Raw genomic sequence first — 26,385 nt, 5'->3', positions numbered from 1 at the left:
GCCCTCGCTTATTGCTGCTCGAAAATTTCAGGATCACCTGAGAGAGTAAACGAATAGATTAAATCTACCGCTTGATTGGTCCCCGATACTGCCTGCAGGTAGAGGTTACGCCATAGCGTATAACGTAGTGTTAGTTCTGCAATTGGCGAAAAAATTCCCACCCCGTAACTAATCCGAATATCGTCGGTTAGTTGGCCACTAACAGCGACTTGGCTATCGTCGCCAGCGCCTGCCGTATCCAGGGTTAAATCCTCAATACCAAACGCCTCGCCAATTGATCCCACCGCCCCGCCGGTGCGCCCCAGCGACATACCGATCAGCGCCGTTGTCAGCGCGCTATCAACGCCTCCACCGGATGCATCCGGTGCACGTCCGCGCAGTAAATACGATAACGCGCGGGTTTCATTCATCGCCGGTTCAGAAAATATCTGCACATTAGGCGTTTCAGCACTGCCGGTCACACGTAGCCCCGCAATCACATCATCTTCGGTTACGTCGGGGTTGCGTATCGCTTCGAAATCGAGGGTGGGCAGCCCCGGCGGGCCACTAAACAGCAGTTCGCCGCGGCGGATAACGAGGTCTTGACCAAACGCTTGAAAGCGGCCGTCGACCAAGTTGACGTCGCCAAACAGCTGTAGCGCCCCACTCTCCTGGCGAATTTCTAACGTGCCATCCAGGCCTGACTCCAACCCATAGGCGGCGATTTGCATATCCCGCCCGAGCGTTAAGGTCATTAATATATCCAGCTCCATGCCGGTGGCAGCAAGTTCATCGGCCGCACTGGGCCCATCACCGTTGGCCGCTGCCTGTTGCGCTTCGCGCTCAGCCTGACGGTCGTCGCGTTCTGTAATAATCACTTCATCGCCGCTGGGGGTGGTGGCGGATGATGGCATATCACCAATTTCAAGACGGGCCCAGGGTACGTTAACGTCGCCCCTGACTTGCAGCCTTTCGGGTGTCACTCGCACACGGATATCCGGCGCGGCTTCTAAACGGCCAAACTGCGGTAACACAACCAGAATGGGCGCTTGAACAGCATTTAAATCTACGCCAATTCGCCACTCTCCGCCACTTGGCCAGTAGGCATCGCCGGTGATATTTAAACGGCCGCGTTCGGCGGCGAGGAAACCGTCGATATCGCCCTCTTCACCGTCAAAAGCGACCACTAATTCACCGTCTTGCACATCAACGGGAATATCCGGGCCATTGATACGAATATGGCGCAGCCCCAGCTGGCCCTGCAAATCAGGTTGATCGGTAGTGCCAGCGATTTGAACGCTCCCCGATAGGTCGCCTTCCAACCGATCCATGCCCACCAGCATGGGACGATAGGGTTCCAGCGAAACTTCATCAGCGCGTAGTTCGCCACTTAGCTCGCCTGCGCCGAGTGGGTCGTTGACCGACAGCATTAAGCTTAATTCTCCCGCCTCGGCAAGTGTCAGCGCTACATTGGCATCGGCCTGGGCTTGATTAGCTTCAACCTGGGCATCCAGATTGATCTCGGGAAGCTGGACCGGCTGACCGTAATCGTTAATTGCCGTGATCGCAAGCTCACTCAACACTTGCACATTGGCTTGCCATTGAGCACCGCCCTGCCGCCAATTGGCAGCAATATCGGCCGTGGTATCGCCGGTTAACTGCCACTCTTCGGGGAGAAAAGGTTCCACCATTGCCATGGGTACTTCGCGTACCGATAGCATTGCATTGCCCTGTTGGGCGGAGGCGTTGATGGTTTCTTCGGAACAGACCAGCCCGCCCTGCTCGCGGCGCAGGCAGAACGGCGACAGGCGCGCTTGGCCATTGGCTAGGTTGTAGCGCAGGTCCAGGGGCGCTTCAAGGCGAATATCCCCCGCGTCAGAATCGACTTCCAGCGGTGTTATGCGCGCTTGATAAAGCTGCCCCTGCTGGTCGAAACGTCCATTCAGGGCAAGCAGTGCACGGCTTAACACGGCGCTGTCGGCTCCCTGAACGTCAAGATCCAGCTGGTGCTGGGAGAGGCGCCCGAGCAAACTCGCCTCCACCTCGGAAAGCGATTGACCGCCGGCTTCCAAATTGCTCAGTGCCAGTTGGATATCGAGTTCAGGGTCGTCAATGCCTTGGACATCGGCAGTCAGTTCAAGCTGCTCGATACGATTTTCAGCGAAACGCATACCACTACCCGATACGTTGGCGCGTAATTGCGGCTGATTCAAACTACCGCTTGCCGCTAAGCTGCCCACAAGGGTGCCCGCCAAGTCTGGCGAGAGGCTTTGTAACTGGCGCAATGCAATATCCGCCTGCAATGACATGGCTTGTTCGCTGACTTGACCGGCAGCCGTTAAGCGATTGTCGCCCTGAGTAAATACCAGCTCATCAATATCCAACTCCAGATTGCTGTTAGCATCAAAGGCCGCTTGTAGGGTGAGGGGGTAGTCGCGTAAGTCGCCATCAATGGCGACGTTCGGCACGCTGACCGCCCACTGATTGGCTTGTTGGCGGACTGAAAAAGCGATATCGCCATTTAAGTTACCGTTGAGTTGATCAACAAAATGACTGGGATCAAACTCATCCAACTGAAGGTTGGCATCAACGTGTAACGGCGCTAACCAGTGAATGCTGCCTTCGCTGCGTAGCGCACTTTCGCCCACGGTCAGAGTAAGAGGCTGCCAGTTGAAATGTTCTAGGTCGCCCTCACCGCTTAAATCGACTTGAGTACGCGGCACGCTGGGGCCTTCCACTGCCAAGGCGAGCTGGACCCGGTAATCGCTAAGGCTTCCCGATAGTTGCAATGCCAGGTCATTGACAATATAGGGCGGTGTCGCCTCCTCTTCATCGCGCGGCTCTTGGCTCTGTTCTTGGCCCTGCTCTTGACCCTCACTATTGGCTTCTGGGGATGGCAGCGGCCATTGTACTTGGTCGCTTTGGACGTTCAATTGAAAAGGCAGCGTGGGCGATAGTGCATCGACTTGCCCGCTTAGCGAGGCGTTCAACGGGCCGGAAGCATTCAAGCGCGCTTCAAGCGCATCCAGTGGTCCAGCAAGCTCAATTACCAGCGTTTCGCTACCCTGCTGCTGAAAAAGTTCAGGACGGATTTCCGGCAAAAAAAGCTCGACACTTAAGCGAGCATCTAACGGATAGTTGCCACTCAGGGTTGCATTCGCCGTTAGCTCAGCCTGAGCATCCGGGGTGACGACGGAGAGATCGGTTAACTCAACGTTATTACCGTGAGTTAAAACGCTCAGCCGCAAGCGCTCAACGCGATATTCAGCGGCCCCTTCAAGACGAAAATCATCGAGGGTAAATTCAGGTATCTGAACGTCTACCGGCAACGTGATCTCCGGCAGCTCAAGGCGCTCACGTGAGGCCAGGGTGTCCGCAGGGGATGCTTCCGCCAGCTCGGTTGCTGTCTGCGGCTGATTGATGACTAATCTAGCCGCATCAATTGCTTCGGCGTTGAGCCTTGTATCACTGTGTTGTGTCAACAGAATCCCTGGCGAAGGCGGTAAATACAGACGCGGTTGAGCTAAATGCGTGGGTGCCAAGCGTATTTCACGCCCTTCGGCAACCGCTGCTGAGCGCAACGAATGCCAGTTAACCTGGGTGCCATCAGCTAGCCGCAGGCTCACATCGTCAAGCAACAGCGAGCGTAATTCGATGGGGAACGGGAAACGCACCGAGAGCGGCGAACCCTTCGCCTCCGCCGGCGCCTGTTCCTCCTGGCTCGCCGAATCGCCTAGATGAATATCCGCGCCTTCGACACGCAGGGTATCAATGCATAACCGTCCTGACAGCACACAGTCGTCAGCCCATTCCAGTTCAAACGCCTCCACCGCAATGCGGGTCGATCCCAGATTCAGCTGGAAACCATCAAGTTCAAAGTGATCCAGCAAGGCACCTTCGTGGTGCGTATAGCTAAAAAAATCGCGCTGCTCGCCCTGTGAAAGCAATAGGCCAGTGCCCCAGGGCGACAACGCCACGCCAAGGATTAGCGTTAATATTGCTAACAACCAAATAGGCAGGATGACAACGAGGCGTATCAAGCTCCATACCAGCAGCCAAATGCGATACTTGGGAGACAGTGCATGGCGCTTTTCAGACCTGGATGTTTCAGTATGTGGCAAATCTATCCCCTAAAATTCCGGTCCGATGGAAAAGTGCAAACGCCAGTCGTCTTCGTCATCAAAGGGATGGGCGATGTCTAGGCGAATCGGCCCTACCGGCGATACCCAACGTACGCCGGCCCCGGCGCCTGTTTTCAGCTCGTTCGGGCCCCAGTTGTCAAACGCGTCGCCATTATCGACAAAGGTGGCGCCCCACCAGTCCCCAGTAAGGCGTCGCTGATACTCAAGCGTTGAGGTGAGCATTTGCTGCCCGCCCCGCAGTCGCCCTTCTTCATTGCGCGGCGAAAGGCTTTCGTAGGAATAGCCACGCACGCTACGGTCACCACCGACAAAGAAACGTAGCGATGGGGGAAGCTTTGAAAAGTCGTCGGTTTCGATGGCGCCTAGGCTAATACGCGCCACAAAACGGTTGTTATTGCCGATGGTGCGAATCCATTCCGTGTCGGCGGTTAGCCGCGCAAATTGTGCATCAGAGCCCCAGGCCTTGTCTGAGTATTCCAACGACAGCTGCTGGCGGTCTCCCCATAAAGGGAAGCGTTGCGGCCGGGTGCGTGTGCGGCTCCACTGAATACCGGGATAGAAAATCCACACTTGATCGGCTTCCCCGCCCTGCTCGAAGTCCTCATAGGTAGTGCGGAAATAGACCGATTGTATCCAGTCGTTATCGAACTCCCAGCGCCGGGCCAGTTCAACGCTACCCTCTACCGACTGGGTATCGCTATCGTCGAGATGACGCACGCCATATTGAAGCCGGTAGCTATCGCGAAGGGGATCATCAAGTGGAACGTTATACACCCCCGTAAAGCGTTGCTCGGGAGCGGATAAATACAGGTCGTGGTTAAGGCTATGACCATAGCGGTTGATCCATGGCTGCTCCCAGCCAAAACGCAGACGCGGGCCTACGTCGGTTGCGTAACCGATACCCACTTCAAACTGATGACGGTCTGCGGGCTCAACGCTAACATCAATGGGTAGCCGGTTATTAGTTGACTTGTTAATGCTAAGCGCACTGCTCAAAGCGGCACTGGAGATGCGCGGGCGCTCTGGCTGAGAAGCGGTTGCTTCCGTCCACCAGGGGGCACCGCCACCGGTTGGAGCAATCGTCAGTTCTTGGGCCGTTTCAAGACGCGGGCGAACGGATACCGAGCTGAACCAGCCGGTTTCCGCAAGACGTTGGTTGTACTCTGCCAAGGTCTCCGCTAAGTAGGGGTCACCGCTCTCAAATGGCTGTATGCGCTGCAAACGATCCAGTTCGATATGGCTGCCTGTAATAAGCGACTGACCAAATTGGTAACGAGGACCGCTGTCGAAATCCATATAGAGGCGCGCACTTTGTAAGTACGGGCGAACTTCCATGCGCCGATCGGTAAATCCCCAGTCGAAATAGCCACGTTCAATGGCTAAGCCAGACAGTTGGCCACGCAGGCGATCCCAGGGAGCGTGGCGTAACGCATCGCCCTCTTGGAGTGGAAAGTCGTCGACTGCCGTTTGAAAAGGTGGGTCGTTGCTGGCATCCCCCGCCACGTTGATGGAGAGGATTTCGATTTCAATTTGCGGGCCCTGCTCAATTTCAAGCCGCACGCGCTCGTCGGCGGCACGCTCAACGGTGATTTCCGGTTCGTAATAGCCATAAACACGCATTGCCTCCTGGGTACGTCGGCGGATTTCACCCTCCAAGCGCACCTGGGTGTACTGTTCCGCGTCCATGTTCTGCAAATACGCTTGAATGTTGCTGCTGATTTCGTCGGCTACGCCTTCAATCGTCGCATCAAGTGCCCATGCGCTGTGTGATACGCACAAAAGAGGGAACGCGGCAAACAGTGTGCGGCCAGTGGCTGACGTCCATCGCCATTGTCTTTCCATACATACTTTCCTTCCTAACCTAAACCAGCGGCTTCATCGCACTAACCGTGTATTAACTGCACTATTTGTGTATTAACTGCACTATCCGCGTATTAACTAACTGGCAATATAGCCATTATTTGCCGTTTGAGCCGACGGCAAAGACGCACCATTCAGCGTTTGGCTTACCCGCCGTAGCTAACGCAACATTTCTAACTGAGCGCTAAACGCCAGCTGCGCTTGGCGCACTTGGCGCACGTCGCTCTCTAACGCATTGAGGCGTTGTGTCCACTCTTGCTCTAATGTTTCCAGCGCTTCTTCTTGTTCCGTGGGGGCTTGTGCCTCGGCAACGGCTGTTTCCAGTTCAGTAAAGCGAGTATCCATCGCTTCTCTTTGCGCTGCCAGCTGTTCTTCCCAGCGGCGGCTAACGGTATCGATCTGGCTCTCCATGGCGGAAAGCCGCTGATCGGTTAGCTGCTCTAGGTGAGCGACTTCCTCGACCAAATTCTGGCGCCCAGACATGCCCACTTGTTCCAGCGCATCAAGGGATTCACGCATTGCCGTCAGCTGACTGTCGCGCGACGCTGCCTGTTCTCTCAGCTGCGCTAGCTGCTGCAACAGCGTATTAATCGAGTCACTCGAGGCCATGTCCTCATTCATGGTCAGCAAACTGTACAACTCTTCGCGGGTTTCGGCCAACGACATTGACAGCTGCTCCTGCTCTTGGAACAGCGTCGCCATCTGCGCTTGTACAAATGTTATCGTATCTTGTACATCGCTGTCATCCGAGTCCAGGCGCGCGTGAACGTTTGACACTTCGCCGCTGACCCGGTGAATCTCGTCCAGCAGCCGTTCACGTTCGTACCAGAGTCCCGCTGCCGCCACGCCTAATACGGCGATGATTAATAGCAAACAGAGCCAAAGCGGCCATAGCGTCGGTCCTTTTCGGTGGCGCAAATGTTGCGCCGTCAAGCTTTGTTCCACATCGGGCACAATGCGAGAGGATGCGGTGGCGTCTGGCATGACATTTCCTTAAAGAGTCTTCGGGTCGGCACGACGGCCTATACCTCGGTAGATTAATCCACAGCTGGCAACGAACTCAGGATCGTAAATATTGCGTCCGTCCAAGACGAGTTTAGCGTTTAATAGCGAGCCGAGCCGATGCCAGTCGGGGTTCCAATAGGTTTTCCATTCGGTGACCAGCATCAATGCATCAGCCCCTTCACAGGCTTGATAAGGGTCATAAGAATAAGTGCGCAGGTCGTCACGCTCGCCTACCAAGGCACGAAGCACCGGTACGGCTGCCGGATCATGCAGCTGCACCTTAACACCTTGCGCCCATAACGCCTCCAATAGCGTTAATACCGGGGCATGGTCAATGCGTGCCGTGCCGGGTTTAAACGCAGCCCCCCAAATAGCCACCGTCTTGCCTGCCAGCTGGCCGGCAAAGTGTGACCATAATTTACGAAACAGGGTCTCTTTTTTCTGCTCGTTAATATCCATCACCTGCTCAAGCAGCGCGGAGTAACGACCACTTTGCAGCTGCACATCGGCCAGGCGCATCAAATCCCGCGAGAAGTTAGGGCCACCAAAGCCACAGCCTGGGTAAAGGTATTCGTAGCCAATCCGTGAGTCGGCGCCCATGCCTTGGCGAACATGCTCAACATCCACTCCTAGGGTATCAGCCAAGCCGGCAATTTCATTCATATAGCTGATGCGGGTGGCGAGCATACCGTTAATCGCAAGCTTAGTGAGCTCAGCGGCCCGGCGCGGCATACATTGAAACACTTCGCTGCGCCGATTAAACGCACGCAACAGCTCACGTGTCACCCGTTCGCCGATAGCGTCATCACAACCCAGCAAGCGCTTGGTGGGGCGTGTGAAGGAGTCCCAGGCACGGCCCTCTTCAAGGGTGTCCGGGAGTGCCACGCTGGTGTGCTGCGCCCCCATCAGGGCATGCAAGCGCTCGGTTTCTCCCACCGGAAAGGTGGAGTTATTGATCAAGACCATGCCGTGCTGGTCAGCTAGCAGAGGGTTCCCGAGCAATGCACTGGCCGCAAGGCGTTGAGCCGGCGATAACGCCAGCCAGATCACTTCGGGTATCGCCGCGTCGGCAAGCTGCTCAATTACCTGCAGCGTACCCTCCGCCAGGCCCTGTTCAAGATGAGCCATCAGTTGAGGTTCGCTGTGCAACCAATCTACCTGGGCGAGTGCCGACCAAGGGGCGTCTTCGTGGGGCAGCCACTGGACGTGATGGCCTACCCAAGCCAACGCAGCCGCAGCGGTCGCTGCGCTTAATTCGCTACCGTAAAGTAATACCCGCATGGGTCACTCTCCTTGATGGTAACGGGATAGCAGCGCCTGGAAACCCTCGCCAAACTCGGGGTGACGCCGGGCGTAGGCTAGCGTGGCTTCAAGATAGCCCAGCGGCTGGCCGCAATCGTAGGTGGTGCCCTGCATGCGATACGCCTGAACGCCCGACTGTTCGCGCAGCGTTTCCAGCGCATCGGTTAGTTGGATCTCGCCACCCGCGCCGGGCGGTGTTGCTGCCAAGATCGAAAAAATATGGTTGGGCAGCGCGTAACGCCCAATCACCGCCAGGTTAGAGGGCGCTGCCTCGCGCTTGGGCTTTTCTACCATACGGATTAGATCCGCCGATTCGTTTGCCGCCGGGGCCTCGCCAGACGGAGCCACGATGCCGTACTTTTCTACCTGCTCCCAGTCAACCTCTTCCACCATTAGCTGGGCTGTTTGCTGCTGATCATACGCGGCCAGCATACCGGCTAAGTCGGTTGCCTGATTGGCGCTATTATCCACCAAGACATCGGGCAACAGCACGGCAAAAGGCTCATCGTCACCAATGATGGGGCGCGCGCATAAAACCGCATGGCCTAGCCCTAGCGGTACGCCCTGGCGAATGCTGATGATGCTGACGTTGTCGGGCACCAGGCCGCGTATCATCGCTAACAGCTCATGTTTGCCTTTGGCTTCAAGGCTGGCCTCTAATTCTGCGTGAGTGTCGAAATGGTTTTCGATGGCATTTTTGTTGCTGCTGGTAACCAGAACGATCTCACGAATACCGGCGGCAATCGCCTCTTCAACGACATATTGGATGACCGGCCTATCGACAATCGTAATCATCTCCTTGGGAATAGCCTTCGATGCCGGCAAGCAGCGGGTGCCAAACCCGGCGACAGGTAATACGGCTTTACGAATCATAAAGAGGTCCTTTTTATGCGTTCCGACATAGGTCATGCGTTCCGACACAGGAGTGGTTAGAATGTCCATAATACTGAAGGCGTGAGTGGATGCCACCTCGCTAATGGGCAATCGTGAAGACAGTCGCAAGGACAGTCGCGAGTGCTTACGCGGACACACCCCACTCCATGCCCAATGACACCAGGAGCCATAAAATGCCAACAACACCACAGGATAGCACTGCTGATCACTATCAAGGCAATGTCGATGCCGCAGAAGTCGCCAAATTTGAAGCGCTTGCTAGCCGCTGGTGGGACCCGCAGGGTGAATTTAAACCGCTGCATGAGATTAATCCCCTGCGTTTAAATTTTATTGATGCCCGCGCCGGGCTTGCCGGTAAAAAAGTGCTCGACGTTGGCTGTGGTGGCGGCATCTTGAGCGAATCGATGGCCCATCGCGGGGCTCAGGTCACCGGCATCGATCTCGGCGAAGCACCGTTAGCGGTTGCTCGCCTACACGCGGAAGAACGCGGCGTTAGCGTTGACTATCAACGTATTAGCGTCGAAGCCCTGGCGGCTCAACAGCCCGGTTTTTATGACGTGGTGACCTGCATGGAGATGCTTGAGCACGTGCCCGACCCGGCATCCGTCATTCGCGCCTGCAGCACGCTGGTTCGCCCGGGGGGCTATGTGTTTTTCTCTACCCTGAATCGCACCGCTAAGGCCTATGCTTTCGCCATTTTAGGCGCCGAGTATGTGCTTAGGCTGCTCCCCAGGGGTACGCATCACTATGCAAAATTTATTCGCCCGTCAGAAATGGCCACCTGGTCTCGCGACAGTGGCTTGGAAGTGCGCGAACAAACAGGACTTACCTACAACCCGCTAACCCGCCACTACCGTTTGGTTAGCCATGACGTTTCGGTCAACTATATGATGTACTGCCGCAAGGTGAGCGACTAAATGCCGATGCAAGCGCCTCAAGCGATACTCTTCGATCTGGATGGCACGCTGGTCGATACCGCTCCAGATTTGGCCCAAGCCACCAATGCGCTACGCATTCACCATGGCTTAGACCCACTGCCCTTTGAAGTGATTCGTCGTCAGGTCTCTAACGGCGGCAGTGCGCTGGTCACGCTGGCGCTGGGATTAGAAGCTACATCGGATGGGCATGCGCATGCACGTCAGTTTCTGCTCGATGCCTATGAGCAGGCTGTCGCCGTTCATAGCCGGATTTTTTCGCCACTCGATGTGTGGCTCAAAGACTGGCATGGCGATCAGCGGCCCTGGGGGATTGTGACCAATAAACCACGCCGCTATACGCTACCGCTATTAGACGCACTGGCCTTGCAGCCCGGCGCCCTGCTATGTGCGGATGATCTTAGCGTTAAAAAACCAGCCCCTGAGCCGCTTTGGGAGGCGGCCCGGCGGCTTGGCGTTGAGCCGGAGCAGTGCTGGTATATCGGTGACCATGCGCGGGATATCGAGGCAGCAGTCGCCGCAGGCATGACCGCTGTGGCGGTGGGTTATGGATATATTAGCGAAGAAGATGACTATCAGCAGTGGCCTGCTGATCTATGGTTTGCAGAGTGCGCCGCACTTGTCGATGCCCTGGGCGCGTTCAAGCGCTAGAACATCGACAGCGTTGTCAGGCTTTCTAACAATAAGGGCTTCTAAGAATAAAGGTTTCTAAGCTCGCGGCGGCTGAGCATCCAGCTTGTCGCCGCTGATGCCGGCGCTGTCCGGGCCCATTAGCCATAAATAGGTAGGCATAATGTCTTCCGGGGTACGCAGAGTGAAGGGGTCTTCACCGGGAAAGGCGGTACGCCGCATTTGGGTGCGTGTTGCGCCCGGGTTGAGCGAATTGACACGAATATTGGACTGGTTCGCGAGCTCATCGGCCAGCACGTCGACGAAGCCTTCGGTGGCAAACTTAGACACCGAGTAAGCGCCCCAATAGGCTCGCCCTTTGCGGCCAACGCTGGAAGAAGTAAAGATCACTGAGGCGTCTTCAGATTGCTGCAACAACGGCAGCAGTGCCTGGGTCATCCAAATCGGGCCGTTGATATTAACCTGCATGACCTGTTGCCAAAGCTCGGGATTGTACTGATCAAAGGGCGTGATACGCCCCAGCAAGCCCGCATTATGCAGTAAGCCGTCTAAACGCCCGAACTCTTTATCCAGGGTTTCCGCCATGTCGTGGAAATCCTTGAGCGTGGCGCCTTCAAAGTTCAACGGAAAAATGGCTGGCTGTGGACCGCCTGCGGCTTCGATTTCATCGTAGACGCGCTCTAGCTTGGCAATGGTACGCCCCAATAGAATCACGGTGGCCCCGTGCTGGGCATAGCTCAACGCTGCCGCACGGCCAATGCCGTCCCCTGCGCCGGTTACCAACACGATGCGATTTGCCAACAGGTTGGGCGCTGGTTGATAGTCGATCTTGCAGTTCATGCTGAGTCCTTGAAGCAAAAATTAACCCGCTGATTGGCGTAAAAAGTCATTGGCAAGCCCTGCGGCACTGCTTTGCGGATAGTCGTCGCGCACTTGTTCCAGCAATTCTCGGCTGCGTTCCGCTTCACCTTGACGCGCTTTTACCAAGCCTAGCTTATAAATCGCATCGGGCACTTTACTGCTACTACTGTATTCGTCAATAACGCGACTGAACGCTTGATCCGCGGCCTCAAGCTGGCCTTCTGCAGCGTATAGCTCGCCCAGCCAATAATGGCCATTGGCCGTTAAGCTGGTATCGGGGTAATCGCTCACAAAGGCTTCAAACGCTGCAATGGCATCCTCAAAACGGCGTGACTGAACGTGGGCAAAAGCCGCTTGATAATCGGCTTGGGCCTCATCGCTGACATTGCGACTAGACGGCGCGTTAACCACTTCCTCAGCGGCTTCAGGCTCAATTGCTGGCGTCGACTGCTCAATCTGTGTAGGGCCGCTGCTCATTAACCGATCTTCAATATCGAGGTACTGCTGCTGCGATTGGCGGCGCAGCTGTTCCAACTGGTGACGCAGTTCTTCAATTTGACCGCGCAACTGCTGGATTTCCTGCTGATGCTCCTGGACCTGATTAAACAGCACTAAATTTCCGCTGGTCGCTTCCTGGCGCTGCGTCTGTTGATAGAAGCTGCCACCACTGGAAGAGTCGCCGGAAAGGTCTTGTACGAGCGGCTGCTGAGCCGCGGCTGTCAGGGGCAATACGGACAGCGGGAGCACTAAGGCTCCCGCACCGCACAGCCTCTTAACGTAACGCTTAAGACTGTGATTCATGATGGCTCCATCGATGCAAAACGGCGTGCGGCTCTAGCCGCACGCCCAATACATCAATCATTAAATGCTTAATAGTTAAACACAACACGGCGGTTCTGAGCGTAGGCGCTCTCGCCCTGACCATTGACGGCCGGACGCTCTTCACCGTAGCTAACCACGCTCATTTGTGATGAAGAAACACCCTGAATATTCAGAAAACGCGCTACCGCATTGGCACGACGTTCACCCAATGCCATATTGTACTCACGGGTGCCCCGTTCATCGGTGTGCCCGTGGAGAACCACTTGAGCATTCGGGTTGGCACGCAAATAGCGGGCATGAGCCATCACCACAGACTCATACTCGTTCTTAATCGTGTCGCGATCATAATCAAAGTAGATAGTGCGAACTTCGGGTATACGCGAATCGGCTTGCTGGCTTGCGCCTGAGCCTGAACCCGTAGAAGAACCATACTGGCTACCGGTGCCTGTACCCGAGGTGCTGGAACCAGTCGTACTGCCATCCTGGCTGCCGTACGAGTCACCGTCCTGGGTTCCGCCGGTGCTGGAACAGCCAGCGATTACCACGATGGATAGCGCTGCCGCTAATGAGCGAGCCAACGGTTTAAGTTGCATAATCAGACTCCTTGCCTGAAAACTAAAATTTCAAATTAATCAATGGTGCTGATCAGTTTAAGAAGGGTGACCACGCTGGATCACGGACATCGCCCTGTGCTGACGGCAGCCTAAACGAAGAACGGCCATCAGCAGAAACAGCACTTAGCACCCCATTTCCACCCTGTTGGGTAGCGAAGATTACCATGGTCCCGTTCGGCGCAACACTAGGCGATTCATCTCGTGTTGATTCACTTAAAACCACCAATCGGTCACCGCTTAAATCCTGCCTTGCCACTTGGTAGCCACGGCTAGAGCGATGGATCAGGAATATCTGCTCACCGTCGGGTGAATAGCGGCCACGGGCATTGTAATTACCGGTAAAGGTCAGTCGCTCGGCCTCGCCTCCGCTTAGCGAATACTGGTAAAGCTGCGGACCGCCGCTGCGGTCTGAGGTGAACAACAGGCGTTGGCCATCCGGCGCCCAGGCGGGTTCGGTATCAATGCTGTTGTTATTGGTGATCCGTTCTAATGAGCGGCTGCCAATATCCATAATATAGATTTCAGGCTGACCATCTTTGGACAGTGACATAGCGATGCGCCGACCATCCGGCGACCATGTGGGTGCACCGTTGATACCCTCGAAGGAGGTGGCTTGAACGCGTTGCCCGGTTGCTACATTTTGTATGTAGATCGCCGGACGCCCAGATTCAAAAGACACATAGGCGAGCTTGCCGCCATCGGGTGACCACGCCGGTGACATAATGGGCTGGTCTGAGGTCAACACCTGTTCGCTGCGGCGCCCGTCGGCATCGGCAACGTAGAGGCCAAACTGCATATTATCAGCGACACCCTGGGCGGTAACGTAGGCAATTTTGGTTGAGAACGCCCCGCGGATATCGGTAATTTCTTCAAAAATTTGATCGCTAATATAGTGAGCGGCACCGCGCAGATCATTGCCGCGCACGGTAACCGTCTCTCCGACCATGCGGCGCTGGCCGCTAATATCCATTAGCTCAAACTGCAGCTCAAAGCCACCCTCAGTTTGTTCTGCTCTTCCCACCACTAAATAGCGCACGTCCAGGGAGCGCCAAGTACCGAACTGGACATCATTAGATTGGCTAGGCTGCTCGAACATGTCGCTACGCGCCAAAGGATCGAAATAGCCACTGCGTTCAAGGTCATCTTGAACGATCTGCGCGACATCCTCGGGCATGCCGTCTGAACCGGCGAAGGGCACCACCCCGATTGGCAGCGCTTGATCGCTGCCGCGGGTAATTTCAATGGTTAGATTATTAGCACTCGCCAAACTGCTGACTAGCAGCAGCGCACAGAATAACCACACTTTGCTCAAGCTTTGCATCAGCGGACATCTCCCGGAGTAAATCGCAGATTAAACTGGCGTAAATTGCGCTGCTGATCGAGTGGCAAATCGCGTAATTCACCAAACGGTGCAGCATGTTCAACGGCCTGCATCACAGACCGGTCAAAAGCACCATCGCCGCTTGAGGTCACAATCGACGTTGCCAATACTTCTCCTGATGGCCCTAGCCGTACTTGTAGCGTAGCACTCATCGAATCACTTGCCCCGGGCGGAATCACCCATGCCTGCTCGACAGCACGGCGAACAATAGTGATAAAGCTGTTGGCCGCCTGCTCAGCCTGCTGGGCATTAGCCGCTGCTGCGGCGTCACCTTCTAGCTGGCGCTGCATGGCCGCCTCTGCGGCTTCTTCGGCCTCTCTTTGACGCTGGGCTTCTGCTTCGCGACGCTGCTGTTCTTCGGCTTCGCGTTGCCTTTGTGCTTCAGCCTCGCGTTCCCGTTGAGCCTCTTCTTCCTCACGCAGGCGTTGTTCTTCGGCTTCCCGCTGGCGTTGAGCCTCTTCTTCCTCACGGCGCTGTTCCTCGGCCGCTTCACGTTGACGTTCGGCTTCTTCCGCCTCTCGACGCTGCTGTTCTTCGGCTTCGCGCTGGCGCTCGGCTTCTGCTGCTTCACGTTGCTGTTGCTCGGCGGCTTCCTGCTGGCGGCGCGCCTCTTCCACTTCGCGCAGTTGCTCGGCGACCGCTTCGGCTTCTGCCTCGCGTTCAGCCGCTTCCTGAGCCTGTTGTTCGGCCAACTCCGCTGCCTCTTGGGCGCGGCGCTGGGCCTCTGCTTCAGCCGCTTCACGGGCTTCTTCTAGGGCCTGTTGCGCTTCTGCCGCCTGCTGGGCAGCCTCTTCCGCTGCTTGCTGCTCCGCAGCGGCTTGCTCTTCGCTGGCTGAGGGCTCTTCACTAGCTGAAGGCTCTTCCGGCGCCTCAGCCTCTTCAGGCTCTGGGGCTGCGGCAGGGGCATTCATTGCCGCTTGTTGCTCCGTTGCCTGCTGAGCTTGATCGGTGAACGTCTCGGTACTCACCAGCGTCGCTTGAACAATGGAGGAGCTATCAGGCTCCGCCGTGCGGCTGGGTAAGCTAATCAGGCTAAAACCGACAATCGCCGCATGCACGGCGATCGCCAAAATAGTCGGCCATTTATAGCCAACATCCTGGCGATCGCGAGAAGATTTTACTGCCATGTGCGCTTTACCCTTCCCCATCTTGCGACGGCTCAGAAAGCAGCCCTACGTTAGCGACCCCGGCTCCTTGTAGCGTACTCATTAACACAACAATCTGCCCATACTGGACATTGCGGTCGCCACGCACCATCACCGGCGTGCCCGGACGGCGCTCTAATATCGTCACCACACGCTGGGACATTTCATTCAGCGTGACAGACGTGGAGTCCTCGCCCAGGGTGATGAAGTACTCCCCTTCGCGGTCAACCGAGATAACAATCGGGTCATTATCTTCCTGGCTGTCAATGGGCTGGGAGGAGACTTGCGGTAGATCAACTTGTACGCCTTGCGTCAGCATCGGCGCGGTGATCATAAAAACCACCAGCAGTACCAGCATAATGTCGATGAAAGGAACCACGTTAATTTCCGCCATCGGCTTGCTGTTACTACTACGATTGAATGGTCCTTGCATGGCGGTCTCCCTTAGCTCTCGCTCTGTTTGCCGTCACGACCTTGCAAATTGCGGTGCAGGATAGCGTGAAACTCTTCGGCGAAGTCTTCGTATTTACCCAGCAAACGAGATGAGGCATTTGACAAACGGTTATAGAAAATAACCGCGGGAATCGCCGCAAACAGCCCCATAGCGGTGGCAATAAGCGCTTCGGCAATCCAGGGAGCGACCGTGGCCAGGGTGGCTTGTTGGGTAAGCGACAGTGCTTGGAACGACCCCATAATGCCCCACACGGTGCCAAATAGACCAATATAAGGGCTGGCTGAAGCAACGGTGGCAAGAAAAACGAGGTGTTGCGTTAAACGATCTTCTTCCCGCGACCACGCCACGCGCATACTGCGTTGGACACCTTCTAAAATGGTGCCCGCATCACGCGTTTTGGGCATTAGACGGTTAAATTCGCGAAAGCCCGACTGAAAAATATGTTCGGCGCCGTGACGAGGATCATCGACGGGAATTTCCCGGTAAAGCTCGTTTAAGTCGACACCGGACCAAAAAGCTTCTTCAAAGTGGTTGTACTCTTGCTTGGCACGGCGCAGTGCAATACTGCGCTGAAAAATCACTACCCAAGAGAGGATTGACCCCACCAACAGTAGCAACATTACCAGCTGGACCACGGTGCTGGCATTCATTATCAGGTGGGGAATGGACATGGTGTTATCGTTCACAGGTGCCCTCATCAATCTAGTAGGGTCGGGATTGCCGACGCAGTGAGTGACCTCTTGGTTAAGAGGCCCGGGTCAAAACATTGAGCGATGTTGGCCATGCTTTGGGTCGCAAACGCTCGGTGCTCAAGCAGGCTATCTCGACTGTGGCAGAGCAAAGGAGTTCCTTCTCGCGCCAAACCTGCTGTTCAAATGTCATTCGACAGCGCCCAACATCGCTAACGTGAGCACTAATTTCCAACGCGTCGTCCAGGCAAGCCGGTTTCGCGTAGTGACAGGCCAAGCGGTATACCACTAGCTGCGTGCCTTCGTCTAGCAGCGTTTGCTGATTAAGGCCTAACTGGCGTAGCCATTCGCTGCGCGCACGCTCCATAAACTTCAAGTAGTTAACGTAGTAGACAATACCACCAGCGTCAGTATCTTCCATATAAACCCGCAGCGGCAGGCGATAGCCCTCTTTGATGCAACGGCTCACGGGCGGCGCTCTCCTTCCATGTCGGTGGCCTGCTGGTGGGGCACGCGTTCGAAATGCAACCAGGCTTGGCGAGTGACCACACGCCCGCGCGGGGTGCGCATCATTAAGCCCTGTTGAATGAGGTAGGGCTCAATCACATCTTCGATGGTGTCACGCTCTTCACTGATGGCAGCGGCGAGTGAGTCAATGCCCACCGGCCCACCGTCAAACTTATCGATCATGGCCAGCAATAGCCGCCGGTCCATATGATCCAAACCGTGATGGTCCACATTGAGCATATTGAGGGCGGCATCAGCAGTGGCAACATCGACCACCCCGTTGCCCTTCATTTCGGCGTAATCGCGTACCCGGCGCAGTAAGCGATTGGCAATCCGCGGTGTGCCACGTGCCCGACGCGCGACTTCAATGGCGCCGTCGTGGCTGGTTTCAACGCCTAACAAGCGAGCCGAACGCGAGACAATTTCAGTCAGCTCTTCGAGGTTATAAAACTCAAGCCGCTGAACGATACCAAAGCGGTCTCGCAGTGGCGAGGTTAATAAACCCGCGCGCGTGGTGGCGCCTACCAGCGTAAAGCGAGGAAGGTCCAACTTGATCGAACGCGCCGCAGGCCCTTCGCCAATCATGATGTCGAGCTGAAAATCTTCCATGGCCGGGTAAAGCACTTCTTCGACCACGGGCGATAGGCGATGAATTTCGTCGATAAACAGCACGTCGCCGGGCTCTAAATTGGTCAGCATGGCGGCTAAGTCACCGGCACGCTCGAGCACCGGGCCGGAGGTCGACTTCATGCCGACCCCCATCTCGGTGGCAATAATATGCGCAAGCGTCGTTTTGCCCAACCCTGGAGGGCCAAATACCAGGGTATGATCCAAGCTCTCTTCGCGCAGCCGGGCGGCGCCGATAAAGATTTCCAGCTGCTCACGCACACGCGGCTGGCCGATATAGTCTTCCAGCCGCTTAGGGCGAATGGCGTGGTCTATGCGCCCCTCCCCTTGTTCGGGTTCAGCGGCGATCAGCCGGTCGTGTTCTAACATAGGTGCTCTTCTTAAGTACGCTGTTAAGTGCGTTAAAGCCGACCCGCTAGCCGCTCATGCGTTGCGTGAGCGCGGCTTTGATGAGGGCTTCGGTGGACTGGTTAGGGTCAATATCCGCCAGCATTTTTGTGGCTTCCGTGGGCTTATAGCCCAAGCTGACCAGGGCGGATTCGGCGTCGGCAAGGTTATCGCGTGAAGCCGCCCGGCCATTGCCAGCCTCAAGTGGCAGTAAGGCATCGCTGCCGTCTTCCCACTTATCTTTCCAATCCGGGAAGCGGTCGCGCATTTCAATAATCAGCCGCTCCGCGGTTTTCTTGCCCACTCCCGGCAGCGTGGTTAGCGCTTTGCTGTCGTCGTCGCGGACACAGCGCATAAAGGCATCTTCATCCATGCCGGATAAAATTGCCAACGCGAGCTTGGGGCCCACGCCGTTAACTTTAATCAGTGCGCGAAACAGTGCGCGTTCGTGCTCGCGTCCAAAACCATACAGCAAGTGCGCGTCGTCGCGTATGGTCAGGTGGGTAACCAGCGTGACGTTTTCACCTACCGCCGGTAGGGCCACTAGCGTATTCATTGAGGTTTCCAGCTCGTAACCTACGCCGTGAACGTCGATCATGATCCAGGGAGGTTGTTTTGCCATTAGCTGGCCACTCAGGCGTCCAATCATAAAGTCGCTCGCACTAGGGGAAAAAACAGATAGTTACTATAAAGCGACTCTGTACAGGTGACCAGTAGTTCGGCCCATTTACAGCCGCCAGCGTCCTGTAGAGCGGCGGCGGCCCCGAGACGGTGCGGCGGGAAGGACGTGGCTGCTGAAGGCGTGACCGTTATAAGCATGCGTTAGCGCAATGGCTAGCGCATCGGCGGCGTCGGCTTGAGGGGTGGTAGAAAGCTGCAGGATAGCGGTGACCATATGTTGCACCTGCTCTTTGTCTGCGCCGCCCTGCCCGGTCACCGCCTGTTTAATCTGACGTGCCGCGTATTCAGCCAAGCTTAAACCATGGTTGGCCATGCAAACGAGCGCTGCGCCGCGTGCCTGGCCCAGCTTCAGGGCTGAATCAGGGTTTTTGGCCATAAAGACCCGCTCGATGGCCACCTGGGCGGGGCGATGCAACCCCACGACTTCGCTTAAACCGGCATAAATTTGCGCCAAACGCTCCTCTAAAGCGCCTTCAGCGGTGCGGATGCAGCCGCTCGCCACATAGCAGGGTTTGACACCAATCACATCAATGACGCCGTAGCCGGTTACGCGGGAGCCCGGGTCAATGCCCAAAATACGGATAGGCGCGACAGGCTTTTTGTCATCCATGGTGTCGGTACTCGTATAGCGCGGCTATAAGCTTGGGGATGATAAAAAAACACCGACGCCGTGGCGTCGGTGTTGGACGGTCAACCCACCCCTTTATTCGGCGGCTGTTTCCGCTTTGGCTTTTTGGCGCAGGCGGATATTAAGATCTTTCAACTGCTCGGGGCTGACCTCGCCCGGGGCGTTGGTCATTAGGCAGGCGGCGCTTTGGGTTTTCGGGAAGGCGATCACTTCACGAATCGTCTTAGCACCGACCATCAGCATCACCAGGCGGTCCAAGCCAAAGGCTAAGCCACCATGGGGCGGCGCGCCGTACTGGAGCGCATCGAGCAAGAAGCCGAATTTCTCTTGGGCTTCCTCTTCACCAATACCCAGAATCTCAAACACCGTGCTCTGCATGGTTTGGTCGTGGATACGAATCGAACCACCCCCCAACTCGGTGCCGTTGAGCACCATATCGTAGGCGCGTGAAAGCGCATTGGCAGGGTCCGCCTTGAGCTCTTCCGGCGTGCAGGAAGGCGCAGTGAAGGGGTGATGCAGCGGGCTAAGGCGACCATTGTCGTCGGCTTCAAACATCGGGAAGTCGACTACCCACAGCGGTGCCCACTCCTGGGTGTAAAGCTCAAGGTCAGCACCCAGCTTGACGCGCAGCGCGCCAATGGCTTCGTTAACGATACGGGCTTTATCGGCGCCGAAGAAGATAATGTCGCCATCTTCTGCGCCCACACGGTCGAGCAGTTCTTCAACGATGTTTTCCATAAACTTGACGATCGGCGACTGCAGACCTTTAAGCCCTTTGGCACGCTCGTTGACCTTGATCCACGCTAAGCCTTTAGCACCGTAAATGCCGACAAACTTGGTGTAGGCGTCGATTTCCTTACGTGACAGCTTGGCACCGCCAGGCACTTTCAGCGCCGCTACACGACCATCATCCGCGCTGGCGGGCCCCGAAAAGACGTTGAAATCGACTTGCTGCATCAGGTCGTCGACATTGGTCAGTTCCAGCGGGATACGCAGATCCGGCTTATCGGAACCGAAACGATCCATCGCTTCCTGCCAGGTCATGCGCGGGAATTCAGGCAGCTCGGTTTTTAGCACATCCTGGAAAAGCTGGCGAATCATGGCTTCGGTAATACCCATGATGTCGTTCTCTTCCACAAACGACGCCTCGATATCAATCTGAGTGAACTCAGGCTGACGGTCGGCACGCAGGTCTTCATCGCGGAAGCACTTGGCAATTTGGTAGTAGCGGTCAAAACCTGCCACCATCAGCAGCTGTTTAAACAGCTGAGGCGACTGGGGCAGCGCAAAGAAATTGCCTGCGTGGGTGCGGCTAGGTACCAGATAGTCGCGGGCGCCTTCGGGGGTGGCGCGCGTCAGCACCGGCGTTTCGATATCCAGGAAGCCCTGATTCTCAAGGTAGGCACGGACATTGTGCGAAATGCGCGAACGCAGCCGCAGCTTCTCGATCATGTCCGGACGCCGCAAGTCAATATAGCGATGCTTTAAACGCACTTCTTCGCCGACTTTGCCATGTTCATCCAGCTGGAACGGCGGAGTAACGGCGGTATTGAGCACTTCAACGTCTTTTGCCAACACCTCAATCATGCCGGTTGGCATGTTGGGGTTTTGAGTGCCTTCAGGGCGCAGCCGAACGCGACCGGTGATACGCAAGACATATTCACTGCGGACACGGTCGGCATTGGCGAACGCCTCGGCGGTATCGGGGTCGACCACGAACTGAGCGATACCGTCGCGGTCGCGCATATCGAGGAAAATCACCCCGCCGTGGTCACGGCGGCGATGAACCCACCCGCATACCGTAACCGTTTGATCCACCAAAGTTTCGTTTAGCTGGCCGCAATAATGGCTGCGCATGTCAAATCCTGTTCTGTTTCGTGGCAATTGGGTGTCGCGAGTCGTCCTGACCCTGATGGCCGCAGCTATGCTGCTGCGCCCTTGTCTTTGGGTGTCACGCTCTTGGAAGAAGCACTGGTATCGCTGGCTTTACCCGCCTCAGGGGAGGCTGGCTTACCGTCCGCGACCAGGTTCTTTTTGCTTCCCGTTTTAAAATCGGTTTCATACCAACCGCCGCCAGCTAAGCGGAAGCCCGCTGCCGAGACCAGCCGTTGCAGGCCATCGCTTTGGCAAGCAGGGCAATCCTTGAGAGGATCGGCGCTCATTTTCTGCAATTTTTCCATGCGATGGCCGCAGGCCTTGCACTCATATTCATAGATGGGCATGTTGATGACTCCTTAAAAGCTCAACGTTGACAGGTTCAGTTCTTTCAGACTTCGCTTACAGAACGGCGACGAACACAAACGCTGCTAGGCTGCCAATATGCGGCCAGTCGAAATAGATTCCAAGACGGCGGTTGATAAAGCGTCGCTATTATACCCTTTTGTGACCCCTGTCGAGCAAGGTTATACAGTTCCGGCAGTTAATGGAGATAAAAAAATGCCCCACGCGGTAATATTGGATGCTCAAAGTCTCGGCCCAGGGATCGATTTAGCGGCCATTAGAGAGTCGGTCACTCGCCTTGATGTGTTTGAACAAAGCACCACTCAACAAGCGCTTGAGCGCCTTGCCAACGCCGACATTGCGATTGTCAACAAGGTGGTGCTGGACGCCGAGACGCTCAGGCAACTGCCCAAGTTACGTTTGATTTGTGTATTGGCCACGGGCCTCAACAATATCGGTCTTGAGGCCGCAAAAGAGCAGAACATTAAGGTTAGCAATGTGGCGGCTTACGGCACCGCCAGCGTTTCACAGCACACTTTAATGCTGATACTAGCCCTGGCCAATCGGCTGCCACGTTATCAGCGCGATGTCGCGGCTGGCGAATGGCAGCGCAGCGCCTTCTTCTGCTTGCAGGACTACCCCACATTACAGCTGGCAGATAAGCACCTGGTCGTGGTGGGGCAAGGCGAGTTAGGCACCGAAGTGGCGCGCTTAGCCGAAGCGTTTGGCATGCGCGTCTCTTTCGCAGCCCGCCCCGGCAATGAAGCCAATGATAAGCGTCCTGCGCTGGATGATCTGCTGCCTGAAGCCGATATTATAAGTTTGCATTGCCCATTGAACGAAGACACTCACCATCTGATTAATCAGCAGCGTTTAGCCAAGGTTAAGCCCTCGTTGCTGCTGGTTAACTGCGCCCGGGGCGGCATTATCGACGAGATCGCGGCACTTGAGGCGCTTCGCAACGGCAAATTGGGCGGATTGGCGGTTGACGTGTTGCCAACTGAGCCACCCAAAAACGGCCACCCGCTGCTGGACGCCCTCAGCGAGCCGCTCAATTTGATTGTCACCCCTCATAATGCGTGGGTGACCCCAGAAGCGCGGCAAAATATTGTCAGTTTAACGGCCGACAACATTGATGCGTGGAAAAAAGGTTGAGTGGCAAAAGCTTTCGCCTTAATGCGTCGCAAAGTGATCAGGGGCGTGGCTCTGATCCAGTACGTCGAGCTCGACGTGGGTCACCTGCGCCCCTTCTGAGCCCTCCCATAGCCATTCGCTGAGCAGCTTTACTGCATCAGAATGACCGCAGAGCAGCACTTCAACGCGCCCATCGGGTAGGTTTTTAGCATAGCCGGTGATGCCGTGTTGAAGTGCTTTTTCTTGGGTCGCACGGCGATACCAAACGCCTTGCACCTTACCGGTTACCAGGGCACGCACACAGCAGTTGCTCATTTTTCTCTCCTCATCCGGTTCTGATTACATCCTCTAACCTTGTTGAGAGGTTAGACGAACTCGCGTTTAACGACCACCGCGCTATTGCGCGGAATCAATGGGCGGCCGCGGCGTAGTAGCAAAGAACGTGTAAAGGCCGCTCCATACAGAAGAATAAGCGACGAGTAGTAAACCCAGAGTAAAATCATCACCACTGACCCCGCCGCGCCATAAGTGGAGGCCGTAGCGGTATAAGCCAGATAAATCGCGATGACACTGCGGCCTAGCGTAAACAACACGGCGGTCACAACAGCGCCAATCAGCACATCCTGCCAGCGCAATACAACGTCAGGAAGTACTTTGAAAATAGTGGCAAATAGTAAGGTGACGACACCTAGCGAGATCAGCGACTCTATCGATGTTGTTAAAAAGCTGGCGTAGGGCACTAGATTATCGGCAGCTTGAAGCATTCCCCTCAACACGACGCCCATCACCAGGGAAACCAATAATATAAACCCAATGGAGAGCACCACCGTTAGCGATAGCAGTCGGTTTTTAATAAACAGCAACACGCTATTGGAGGTTGGTTTTGCCGTTACCCCCCAAATGGTATTAAGCGAAAACTGCATCTGGGCGAAGACAGTGGTCGCCCCGATCACCAGCGCTCCTGCGCCTAAAAGTGTTGGCAAAATACCTGATTCTTCAATCCTCGACTGAGCGACGGCTTCTTGAATGGCGATCGCGGCGTCCGTCCCCAAGGTCCCTTGCAGTTGAGCCACAATTTGCCCCTGCGCCGCGTCTTCACCCATGACCACGCCAATGACGGTGACCGCGATAATAATCGTGGGTGCCAGTGAAAAAAGCGTATAAAACGCCAGTGAGCCAGCGTAACTAAACGCATTGCGTTGCAACCATAGCGACGTGGCGTCTTGGACGACTTTCCACCAGAAGATAGCGGTGCGTTTGATCATATTCACTCCCTGTGTACTGGGTGCCGATGCTAGGTATCGGGGCGTTTTATATGTGTTATCAACATCCTACTTTCTAGCATACCTAACCCCAGCGTTTAGCGCAGTTTTCTGGTACGTTATTGCTCTGATATCACCAAACGAAAAAGGAAGCCCAAATGGCCACCGACACGTCGCGCCCCGCGAATCACTGTGACTTCGACTGTTTGGTGTTTATTGGCCGTTTTCAGCCGCCGCATCTGGGCCATTTGGCGATTATTCACGAAGCCCTTAAACGGGCCCGCCAAGTGATTGTATTGGTAGGTTCTTCCTGGCAAGCACGCTCACTGCGCAACCCCTGGCAATTTGAAGAACGCCAGACCATGCTGCGTGCGGGATTTGACGCCAGCGATAATCAACGTTTGGAAATCACCCCGCTACTGGACGCGCTCTATAACGATGATGTCTGGGTGCGGGACGTGCAGCGTAAAGTGCGCGATTTAGCTGCCCCCGCCAACGCACGATTACCACGTATTGGCTTGATCGGGGCCAGTAGAGGTCAGTCAAGCTACTACCTTTCGCTTTTTCCACAGTGGGAATCGGTCAGTGTGCCACCGGTTGAGGGTATTTCCGCGAGTCAGATTCGCGAGCGACTGTTCCGTTCAGCCGGTTCAACGGATGATTATCTGAGCACCGGTGCCTACCACGATTTGCCGCCTGGGGTGGTAGAAAGCGTCAAACAGTTTTGCACGGAAAGTGCCTATCAGCGCCTGCTGGAGGAGCAGCAATTGCTGGATCAGTACCGTAAGGCCTGGGCACAAGCGCCCTACCCGCCTATTTTTGTCACGGTTAATGCGGTGGTAGTGCAGTCGGGGCACGTGCTGCTGGTACAACGCACAGCCGCGCCGGGAAAAGGGCTGTATGCCCTGCCCGGCGGGTTTATCAACCCCCACGAGCGGTTGCTCGACGCCTGTTTGCGTGAACTACGCGAACGCATACGCCTGAAGGTGCCCGAACCCGTGCTGAAAGGCTCGCTACGCGGCCGGCGCCTGTTTGATGAACCCCACCGCAGTTGGCGCGGGCGCACCTTAGCGGAAGCTTTTTACTTTGCGCTGCGCCCGGAGCAGCAACTGCCTCGCTTGAAGCCCGTTAAAGGCGGCGATCATGCCCGTTGGATTGCACTAGCAGATTTGCAGCCCGACAGCTTGTTTGAAGACCATTTTTTTATTATTCAAAATTTTCTGGGGCTGCCCGCGGGTTTTGACCATAGCTAAGCTATCTTCGCCAATAGCCAATAACAATAACAATGCTCAGGCCTGCAGAAAATCGCGTGGTAATTTCATCATTTGCCGCCATAAACGCTCTACGCCCGGCTTATGCACCATAGAACAGCGGTATAGGCGAATTTCCAGAGGGATGTCCCAGCTCGGGTCGCCGGCTCTTACCAAACGGCCGCCCTTCAATTCCTCGCGGATACAAAAATCGGGTATCCAGGCCACCCCCACGCCTTGTAAAACCATCCCCTTTAAACCTTCGGCCATGGCGGTTTCATATACCGTGCGCAGCTTCATACGCAGCGGGTCATTCTTCAGCAGCATACGCACGCTGCGCCCCAAAAAAGCCCCTTGAGTGTAGGAGAGATAAGGGATCGAGCTGTCTTGCTGTAGTGAAAACAGCGGCTTGCCTTGCTCATCGGGGAGCGAAACGGGCAGCATATTGACCTTGCCAATTGAGAAAGAGGGAAATACTTCTGCATCTAACTGCATGGTGGCAAAGGGGTCGTAATAAGCGAGCATCAGATCGCAGTTGCCTTCTCGCAGCACATGAATCGCCTCCCCCACGTTCATGGCCACCAATCGGGTGGGTAATTCACCCAGGCCTTTTTGTAAACGGGAGATCCAAGGCGGATAAAAACTCAGCGCCAAGGAATGGGCCGCGACAATGTCTAACGCCTCATTGGCGATGGAGAGGCCGCGCAAATGGCTCAGCGACTCGTTTAATTGCTCGACCAGGTTGCGCGCGGTGACCAAGAACAGCTGCCCTTCTGGCGTTAAACCCACCGGCGTGGTTGAGCGATCCACCAGGGTGACATCGACCGCCTGTTCCAGAGCGCGTATGCGGCGACTAAAGGCCGGCTGAGTAACATGACGTTGGCGTGCTGAGGCCGAGAAGCTGCGTGTATTCGCCAGCGCGACAAAATCTTCCAGCCATTTTGTTTCAAGATTCACCCATCGCTCCTTGTCCCAC

25 protein-coding genes are annotated in these 26,385 nt (G+C 55.8%); 4 read left to right on the top strand and 21 right to left on the bottom strand.

Annotated features, from left to right (window positions below; genetic code table 11):
- Nucleotides 1-8: 8 nt before the first annotated feature.
- From tamB to galU, 5 genes are all read right to left on the bottom strand, one after another.
- Nucleotides 9-4,100 (bottom strand): autotransporter assembly complex protein TamB, encoded by a 4,092-nt coding sequence (gene tamB, locus HVA01_RS03025; protein WP_146873052.1) that lies wholly within the window; start codon nt 4,098-4,100, stop codon nt 9-11.
- 9 nt (nt 4,101-4,109) lie between these two features.
- Entirely contained in the window at nt 4,110-5,963 is a 1,854-nt protein-coding gene (tamA, locus tag HVA01_RS03020) for an autotransporter assembly complex protein TamA (RefSeq protein ID WP_146873051.1), read from the bottom strand.
- Between the two features lie 177 nt (nt 5,964-6,140).
- The gene (locus HVA01_RS03015) at nt 6,141-6,965 is read right to left on the bottom strand and encodes a coiled-coil domain-containing protein (protein WP_146873050.1); all 825 of its coding nucleotides are present in this window, start codon (nt 6,963-6,965) and stop codon (nt 6,141-6,143) included.
- Between the two features lie 9 nt (nt 6,966-6,974).
- Nucleotides 6,975-8,267: a nucleotide sugar dehydrogenase gene (locus HVA01_RS03010; RefSeq protein ID WP_146873049.1), complete on the bottom strand. Its 1,293-nt coding sequence runs from the start codon at nt 8,265-8,267 to the stop codon at nt 6,975-6,977.
- A gap of 3 nt (nt 8,268-8,270) precedes the next feature.
- Nucleotides 8,271-9,161, bottom strand: coding sequence for a UTP--glucose-1-phosphate uridylyltransferase GalU (gene galU / locus HVA01_RS03005; protein WP_146873048.1), 891 nt, complete (start codon nt 9,159-9,161; stop codon nt 8,271-8,273).
- A 194-nt stretch (nt 9,162-9,355) separates the two neighbouring features.
- Between galU and ubiG the strand changes: the two genes are divergently transcribed.
- Together ubiG and HVA01_RS02995 are read left to right on the top strand one after the other, a co-directional pair.
- Nucleotides 9,356-10,099: a bifunctional 2-polyprenyl-6-hydroxyphenol methylase/3-demethylubiquinol 3-O-methyltransferase UbiG gene (gene ubiG / locus HVA01_RS03000; RefSeq protein WP_146873047.1), complete on the top strand. Its 744-nt coding sequence runs from the start codon at nt 9,356-9,358 to the stop codon at nt 10,097-10,099.
- On the top strand, nt 10,100-10,768 hold the full coding sequence (locus HVA01_RS02995; RefSeq protein WP_146873046.1) for an HAD-IA family hydrolase: 669 nt from the start codon (nt 10,100-10,102) through the stop codon (nt 10,766-10,768). It begins immediately after the preceding gene.
- 57 nt (nt 10,769-10,825) lie between these two features.
- On the opposite strand, the gene HVA01_RS02990 is transcribed toward HVA01_RS02995, so the two are convergent.
- The 13 genes from HVA01_RS02990 to HVA01_RS02930 form a co-directional block, all read right to left on the bottom strand.
- A complete protein-coding gene (locus HVA01_RS02990) occupies nt 10,826-11,587 on the bottom strand; it encodes a YciK family oxidoreductase (protein ID WP_146873045.1) in 762 nt (253 codons plus the stop codon).
- 21 nt (nt 11,588-11,608) lie between these two features.
- Entirely contained in the window at nt 11,609-12,409 is an 801-nt protein-coding gene (gene ybgF, locus HVA01_RS02985) for a tol-pal system protein YbgF (RefSeq protein WP_146873044.1), read from the bottom strand.
- Between the two features lie 68 nt (nt 12,410-12,477).
- The gene (pal, locus tag HVA01_RS02980; protein ID WP_146873043.1) at nt 12,478-13,023 is read right to left on the bottom strand and encodes a peptidoglycan-associated lipoprotein Pal; all 546 of its coding nucleotides are present in this window, start codon (nt 13,021-13,023) and stop codon (nt 12,478-12,480) included.
- 52 nt (nt 13,024-13,075) lie between these two features.
- Entirely contained in the window at nt 13,076-14,365 is a 1,290-nt protein-coding gene (tolB, locus tag HVA01_RS02975; RefSeq protein ID WP_146873042.1) for a Tol-Pal system beta propeller repeat protein TolB, read from the bottom strand.
- Nucleotides 14,365-15,552 carry a cell envelope integrity protein TolA gene (gene tolA, locus HVA01_RS02970; RefSeq protein ID WP_371860122.1) on the bottom strand — a complete coding sequence of 396 codons (1,188 nt, stop codon included), beginning with the start codon at nt 15,550-15,552 and terminating at the stop codon, nt 14,365-14,367. The genes tolB and tolA overlap by 1 nt, the downstream gene beginning before the upstream one ends.
- 7 nt (nt 15,553-15,559) lie before the next feature.
- Nucleotides 15,560-16,003, bottom strand: a complete 444-nt coding sequence (tolR, locus tag HVA01_RS02965) for a protein TolR (protein ID WP_146873040.1) — start codon at nt 16,001-16,003, stop codon at nt 15,560-15,562.
- Nucleotides 16,004-16,014: 11 nt separating this feature from the next.
- Nucleotides 16,015-16,710: a protein TolQ gene (tolQ, locus tag HVA01_RS02960; RefSeq protein WP_146873039.1), complete on the bottom strand. Its 696-nt coding sequence runs from the start codon at nt 16,708-16,710 to the stop codon at nt 16,015-16,017.
- A gap of 58 nt (nt 16,711-16,768) precedes the next feature.
- The gene (gene ybgC, locus HVA01_RS02955; protein ID WP_281288460.1) at nt 16,769-17,182 is read right to left on the bottom strand and encodes a tol-pal system-associated acyl-CoA thioesterase; all 414 of its coding nucleotides are present in this window, start codon (nt 17,180-17,182) and stop codon (nt 16,769-16,771) included.
- Complete coding sequence (gene ruvB / locus HVA01_RS02950; protein WP_146873038.1) at nt 17,179-18,216, bottom strand: Holliday junction branch migration DNA helicase RuvB; 1,038 nt, start codon at nt 18,214-18,216, stop codon at nt 17,179-17,181. Before ruvB ends, ybgC begins: the two co-directional genes overlap by 4 nt.
- A gap of 46 nt (nt 18,217-18,262) precedes the next feature.
- Complete coding sequence (gene ruvA / locus HVA01_RS02945) at nt 18,263-18,883, bottom strand: Holliday junction branch migration protein RuvA (RefSeq protein ID WP_146873037.1); 621 nt, start codon at nt 18,881-18,883, stop codon at nt 18,263-18,265.
- A gap of 78 nt (nt 18,884-18,961) precedes the next feature.
- Nucleotides 18,962-19,525 (bottom strand): crossover junction endodeoxyribonuclease RuvC, encoded by a 564-nt coding sequence (ruvC, locus tag HVA01_RS02940; RefSeq protein ID WP_146873036.1) that lies wholly within the window; start codon nt 19,523-19,525, stop codon nt 18,962-18,964.
- Nucleotides 19,526-19,618: 93 nt separating this feature from the next.
- A complete protein-coding gene (gene aspS, locus HVA01_RS02935) occupies nt 19,619-21,400 on the bottom strand; it encodes an aspartate--tRNA ligase (RefSeq protein ID WP_146873035.1) in 1,782 nt (593 codons plus the stop codon).
- A 65-nt stretch (nt 21,401-21,465) separates the two neighbouring features.
- Entirely contained in the window at nt 21,466-21,765 is a 300-nt protein-coding gene (locus HVA01_RS02930) for an FmdB family zinc ribbon protein (RefSeq protein ID WP_146873034.1), read from the bottom strand.
- Between the two features lie 214 nt (nt 21,766-21,979).
- Here HVA01_RS02930 and HVA01_RS02925 point away from each other — a divergent pair, with 214 nt between their 5' ends.
- Nucleotides 21,980-22,918: a D-2-hydroxyacid dehydrogenase gene (locus HVA01_RS02925; RefSeq protein ID WP_146873033.1), complete on the top strand. Its 939-nt coding sequence runs from the start codon at nt 21,980-21,982 to the stop codon at nt 22,916-22,918.
- Between the two features lie 18 nt (nt 22,919-22,936).
- Here HVA01_RS02925 and HVA01_RS02920 read toward each other — a convergent pair whose 3' ends face one another.
- Nucleotides 22,937-23,212, bottom strand: coding sequence for an acylphosphatase (locus HVA01_RS02920; RefSeq protein WP_146873032.1), 276 nt, complete (start codon nt 23,210-23,212; stop codon nt 22,937-22,939).
- A 50-nt stretch (nt 23,213-23,262) separates the two neighbouring features.
- A complete protein-coding gene (locus tag HVA01_RS02915; RefSeq protein WP_146873031.1) occupies nt 23,263-24,162 on the bottom strand; it encodes a YihY/virulence factor BrkB family protein in 900 nt (299 codons plus the stop codon).
- A gap of 155 nt (nt 24,163-24,317) precedes the next feature.
- On the opposite strand from HVA01_RS02915, the gene HVA01_RS02910 reads away from it, so the two are divergent.
- Nucleotides 24,318-25,412 (top strand): bifunctional nicotinamide-nucleotide adenylyltransferase/Nudix hydroxylase, encoded by a 1,095-nt coding sequence (locus HVA01_RS02910; RefSeq protein ID WP_146873030.1) that lies wholly within the window; start codon nt 24,318-24,320, stop codon nt 25,410-25,412.
- 36 nt (nt 25,413-25,448) lie between these two features.
- Here the strand turns inward: HVA01_RS02910 and HVA01_RS02905 are convergent, their stop codons facing one another.
- Entirely contained in the window at nt 25,449-26,366 is a 918-nt protein-coding gene (locus HVA01_RS02905; protein WP_146873029.1) for a LysR substrate-binding domain-containing protein, read from the bottom strand.
- Between the last annotated feature and the right edge of the window lie 19 nt (nt 26,367-26,385).

The organism is Halovibrio variabilis (genome assembly GCF_007991175.1).
Classification (GTDB): domain Bacteria; phylum Pseudomonadota; class Gammaproteobacteria; order Pseudomonadales; family Halomonadaceae; genus Vreelandella; species Vreelandella variabilis.
Note: the sequence above shows the minus strand (reverse complement) of the source record. Positions and strands in the feature narration are given on the sequence as shown.

Coding starts and splice junctions, on each gene's coding strand:
- tamA (WP_146873051.1), bottom strand. CDS start 5,963: ATGGAAAGACAATGGCGATGGACGTCAGCCACTGGCCGCACACTGTTT.
- HVA01_RS03015 (WP_146873050.1), bottom strand. CDS start 6,965: ATGCCAGACGCCACCGCATCCTCTCGCATTGTGCCCGATGTGGAACAA.
- HVA01_RS03010 (WP_146873049.1), bottom strand. CDS start 8,267: ATGCGGGTATTACTTTACGGTAGCGAATTAAGCGCAGCGACCGCTGCG.
- galU (WP_146873048.1), bottom strand. CDS start 9,161: ATGATTCGTAAAGCCGTATTACCTGTCGCCGGGTTTGGCACCCGCTGC.
- ubiG (WP_146873047.1), top strand. CDS start 9,356: ATGCCAACAACACCACAGGATAGCACTGCTGATCACTATCAAGGCAAT.
- HVA01_RS02995 (WP_146873046.1), top strand. CDS start 10,100: ATGCCGATGCAAGCGCCTCAAGCGATACTCTTCGATCTGGATGGCACG.
- HVA01_RS02990 (WP_146873045.1), bottom strand. CDS start 11,587: ATGAACTGCAAGATCGACTATCAACCAGCGCCCAACCTGTTGGCAAAT.
- ybgF (WP_146873044.1), bottom strand. CDS start 12,409: ATGAATCACAGTCTTAAGCGTTACGTTAAGAGGCTGTGCGGTGCGGGA.
- pal (WP_146873043.1), bottom strand. CDS start 13,023: ATGCAACTTAAACCGTTGGCTCGCTCATTAGCGGCAGCGCTATCCATC.
- tolB (WP_146873042.1), bottom strand. CDS start 14,365: ATGCAAAGCTTGAGCAAAGTGTGGTTATTCTGTGCGCTGCTGCTAGTC.
- tolA (WP_371860122.1), bottom strand. CDS start 15,552: ATGGCAGTAAAATCTTCTCGCGATCGCCAGGATGTTGGCTATAAATGG.
- tolR (WP_146873040.1), bottom strand. CDS start 16,003: ATGCAAGGACCATTCAATCGTAGTAGTAACAGCAAGCCGATGGCGGAA.
- ruvB (WP_146873038.1), bottom strand. CDS start 18,216: ATGTTAGAACACGACCGGCTGATCGCCGCTGAACCCGAACAAGGGGAG.
- ruvA (WP_146873037.1), bottom strand. CDS start 18,883: ATGATTGGACGCCTGAGTGGCCAGCTAATGGCAAAACAACCTCCCTGG.
- ruvC (WP_146873036.1), bottom strand. CDS start 19,525: ATGGATGACAAAAAGCCTGTCGCGCCTATCCGTATTTTGGGCATTGAC.
- aspS (WP_146873035.1), bottom strand. CDS start 21,400: ATGCGCAGCCATTATTGCGGCCAGCTAAACGAAACTTTGGTGGATCAA.
- HVA01_RS02930 (WP_146873034.1), bottom strand. CDS start 21,765: ATGCCCATCTATGAATATGAGTGCAAGGCCTGCGGCCATCGCATGGAA.
- HVA01_RS02925 (WP_146873033.1), top strand. CDS start 21,980: ATGCCCCACGCGGTAATATTGGATGCTCAAAGTCTCGGCCCAGGGATC.
- HVA01_RS02920 (WP_146873032.1), bottom strand. CDS start 23,212: ATGAGCAACTGCTGTGTGCGTGCCCTGGTAACCGGTAAGGTGCAAGGC.
- HVA01_RS02915 (WP_146873031.1), bottom strand. CDS start 24,162: ATGATCAAACGCACCGCTATCTTCTGGTGGAAAGTCGTCCAAGACGCC.
- HVA01_RS02910 (WP_146873030.1), top strand. CDS start 24,318: ATGGCCACCGACACGTCGCGCCCCGCGAATCACTGTGACTTCGACTGT.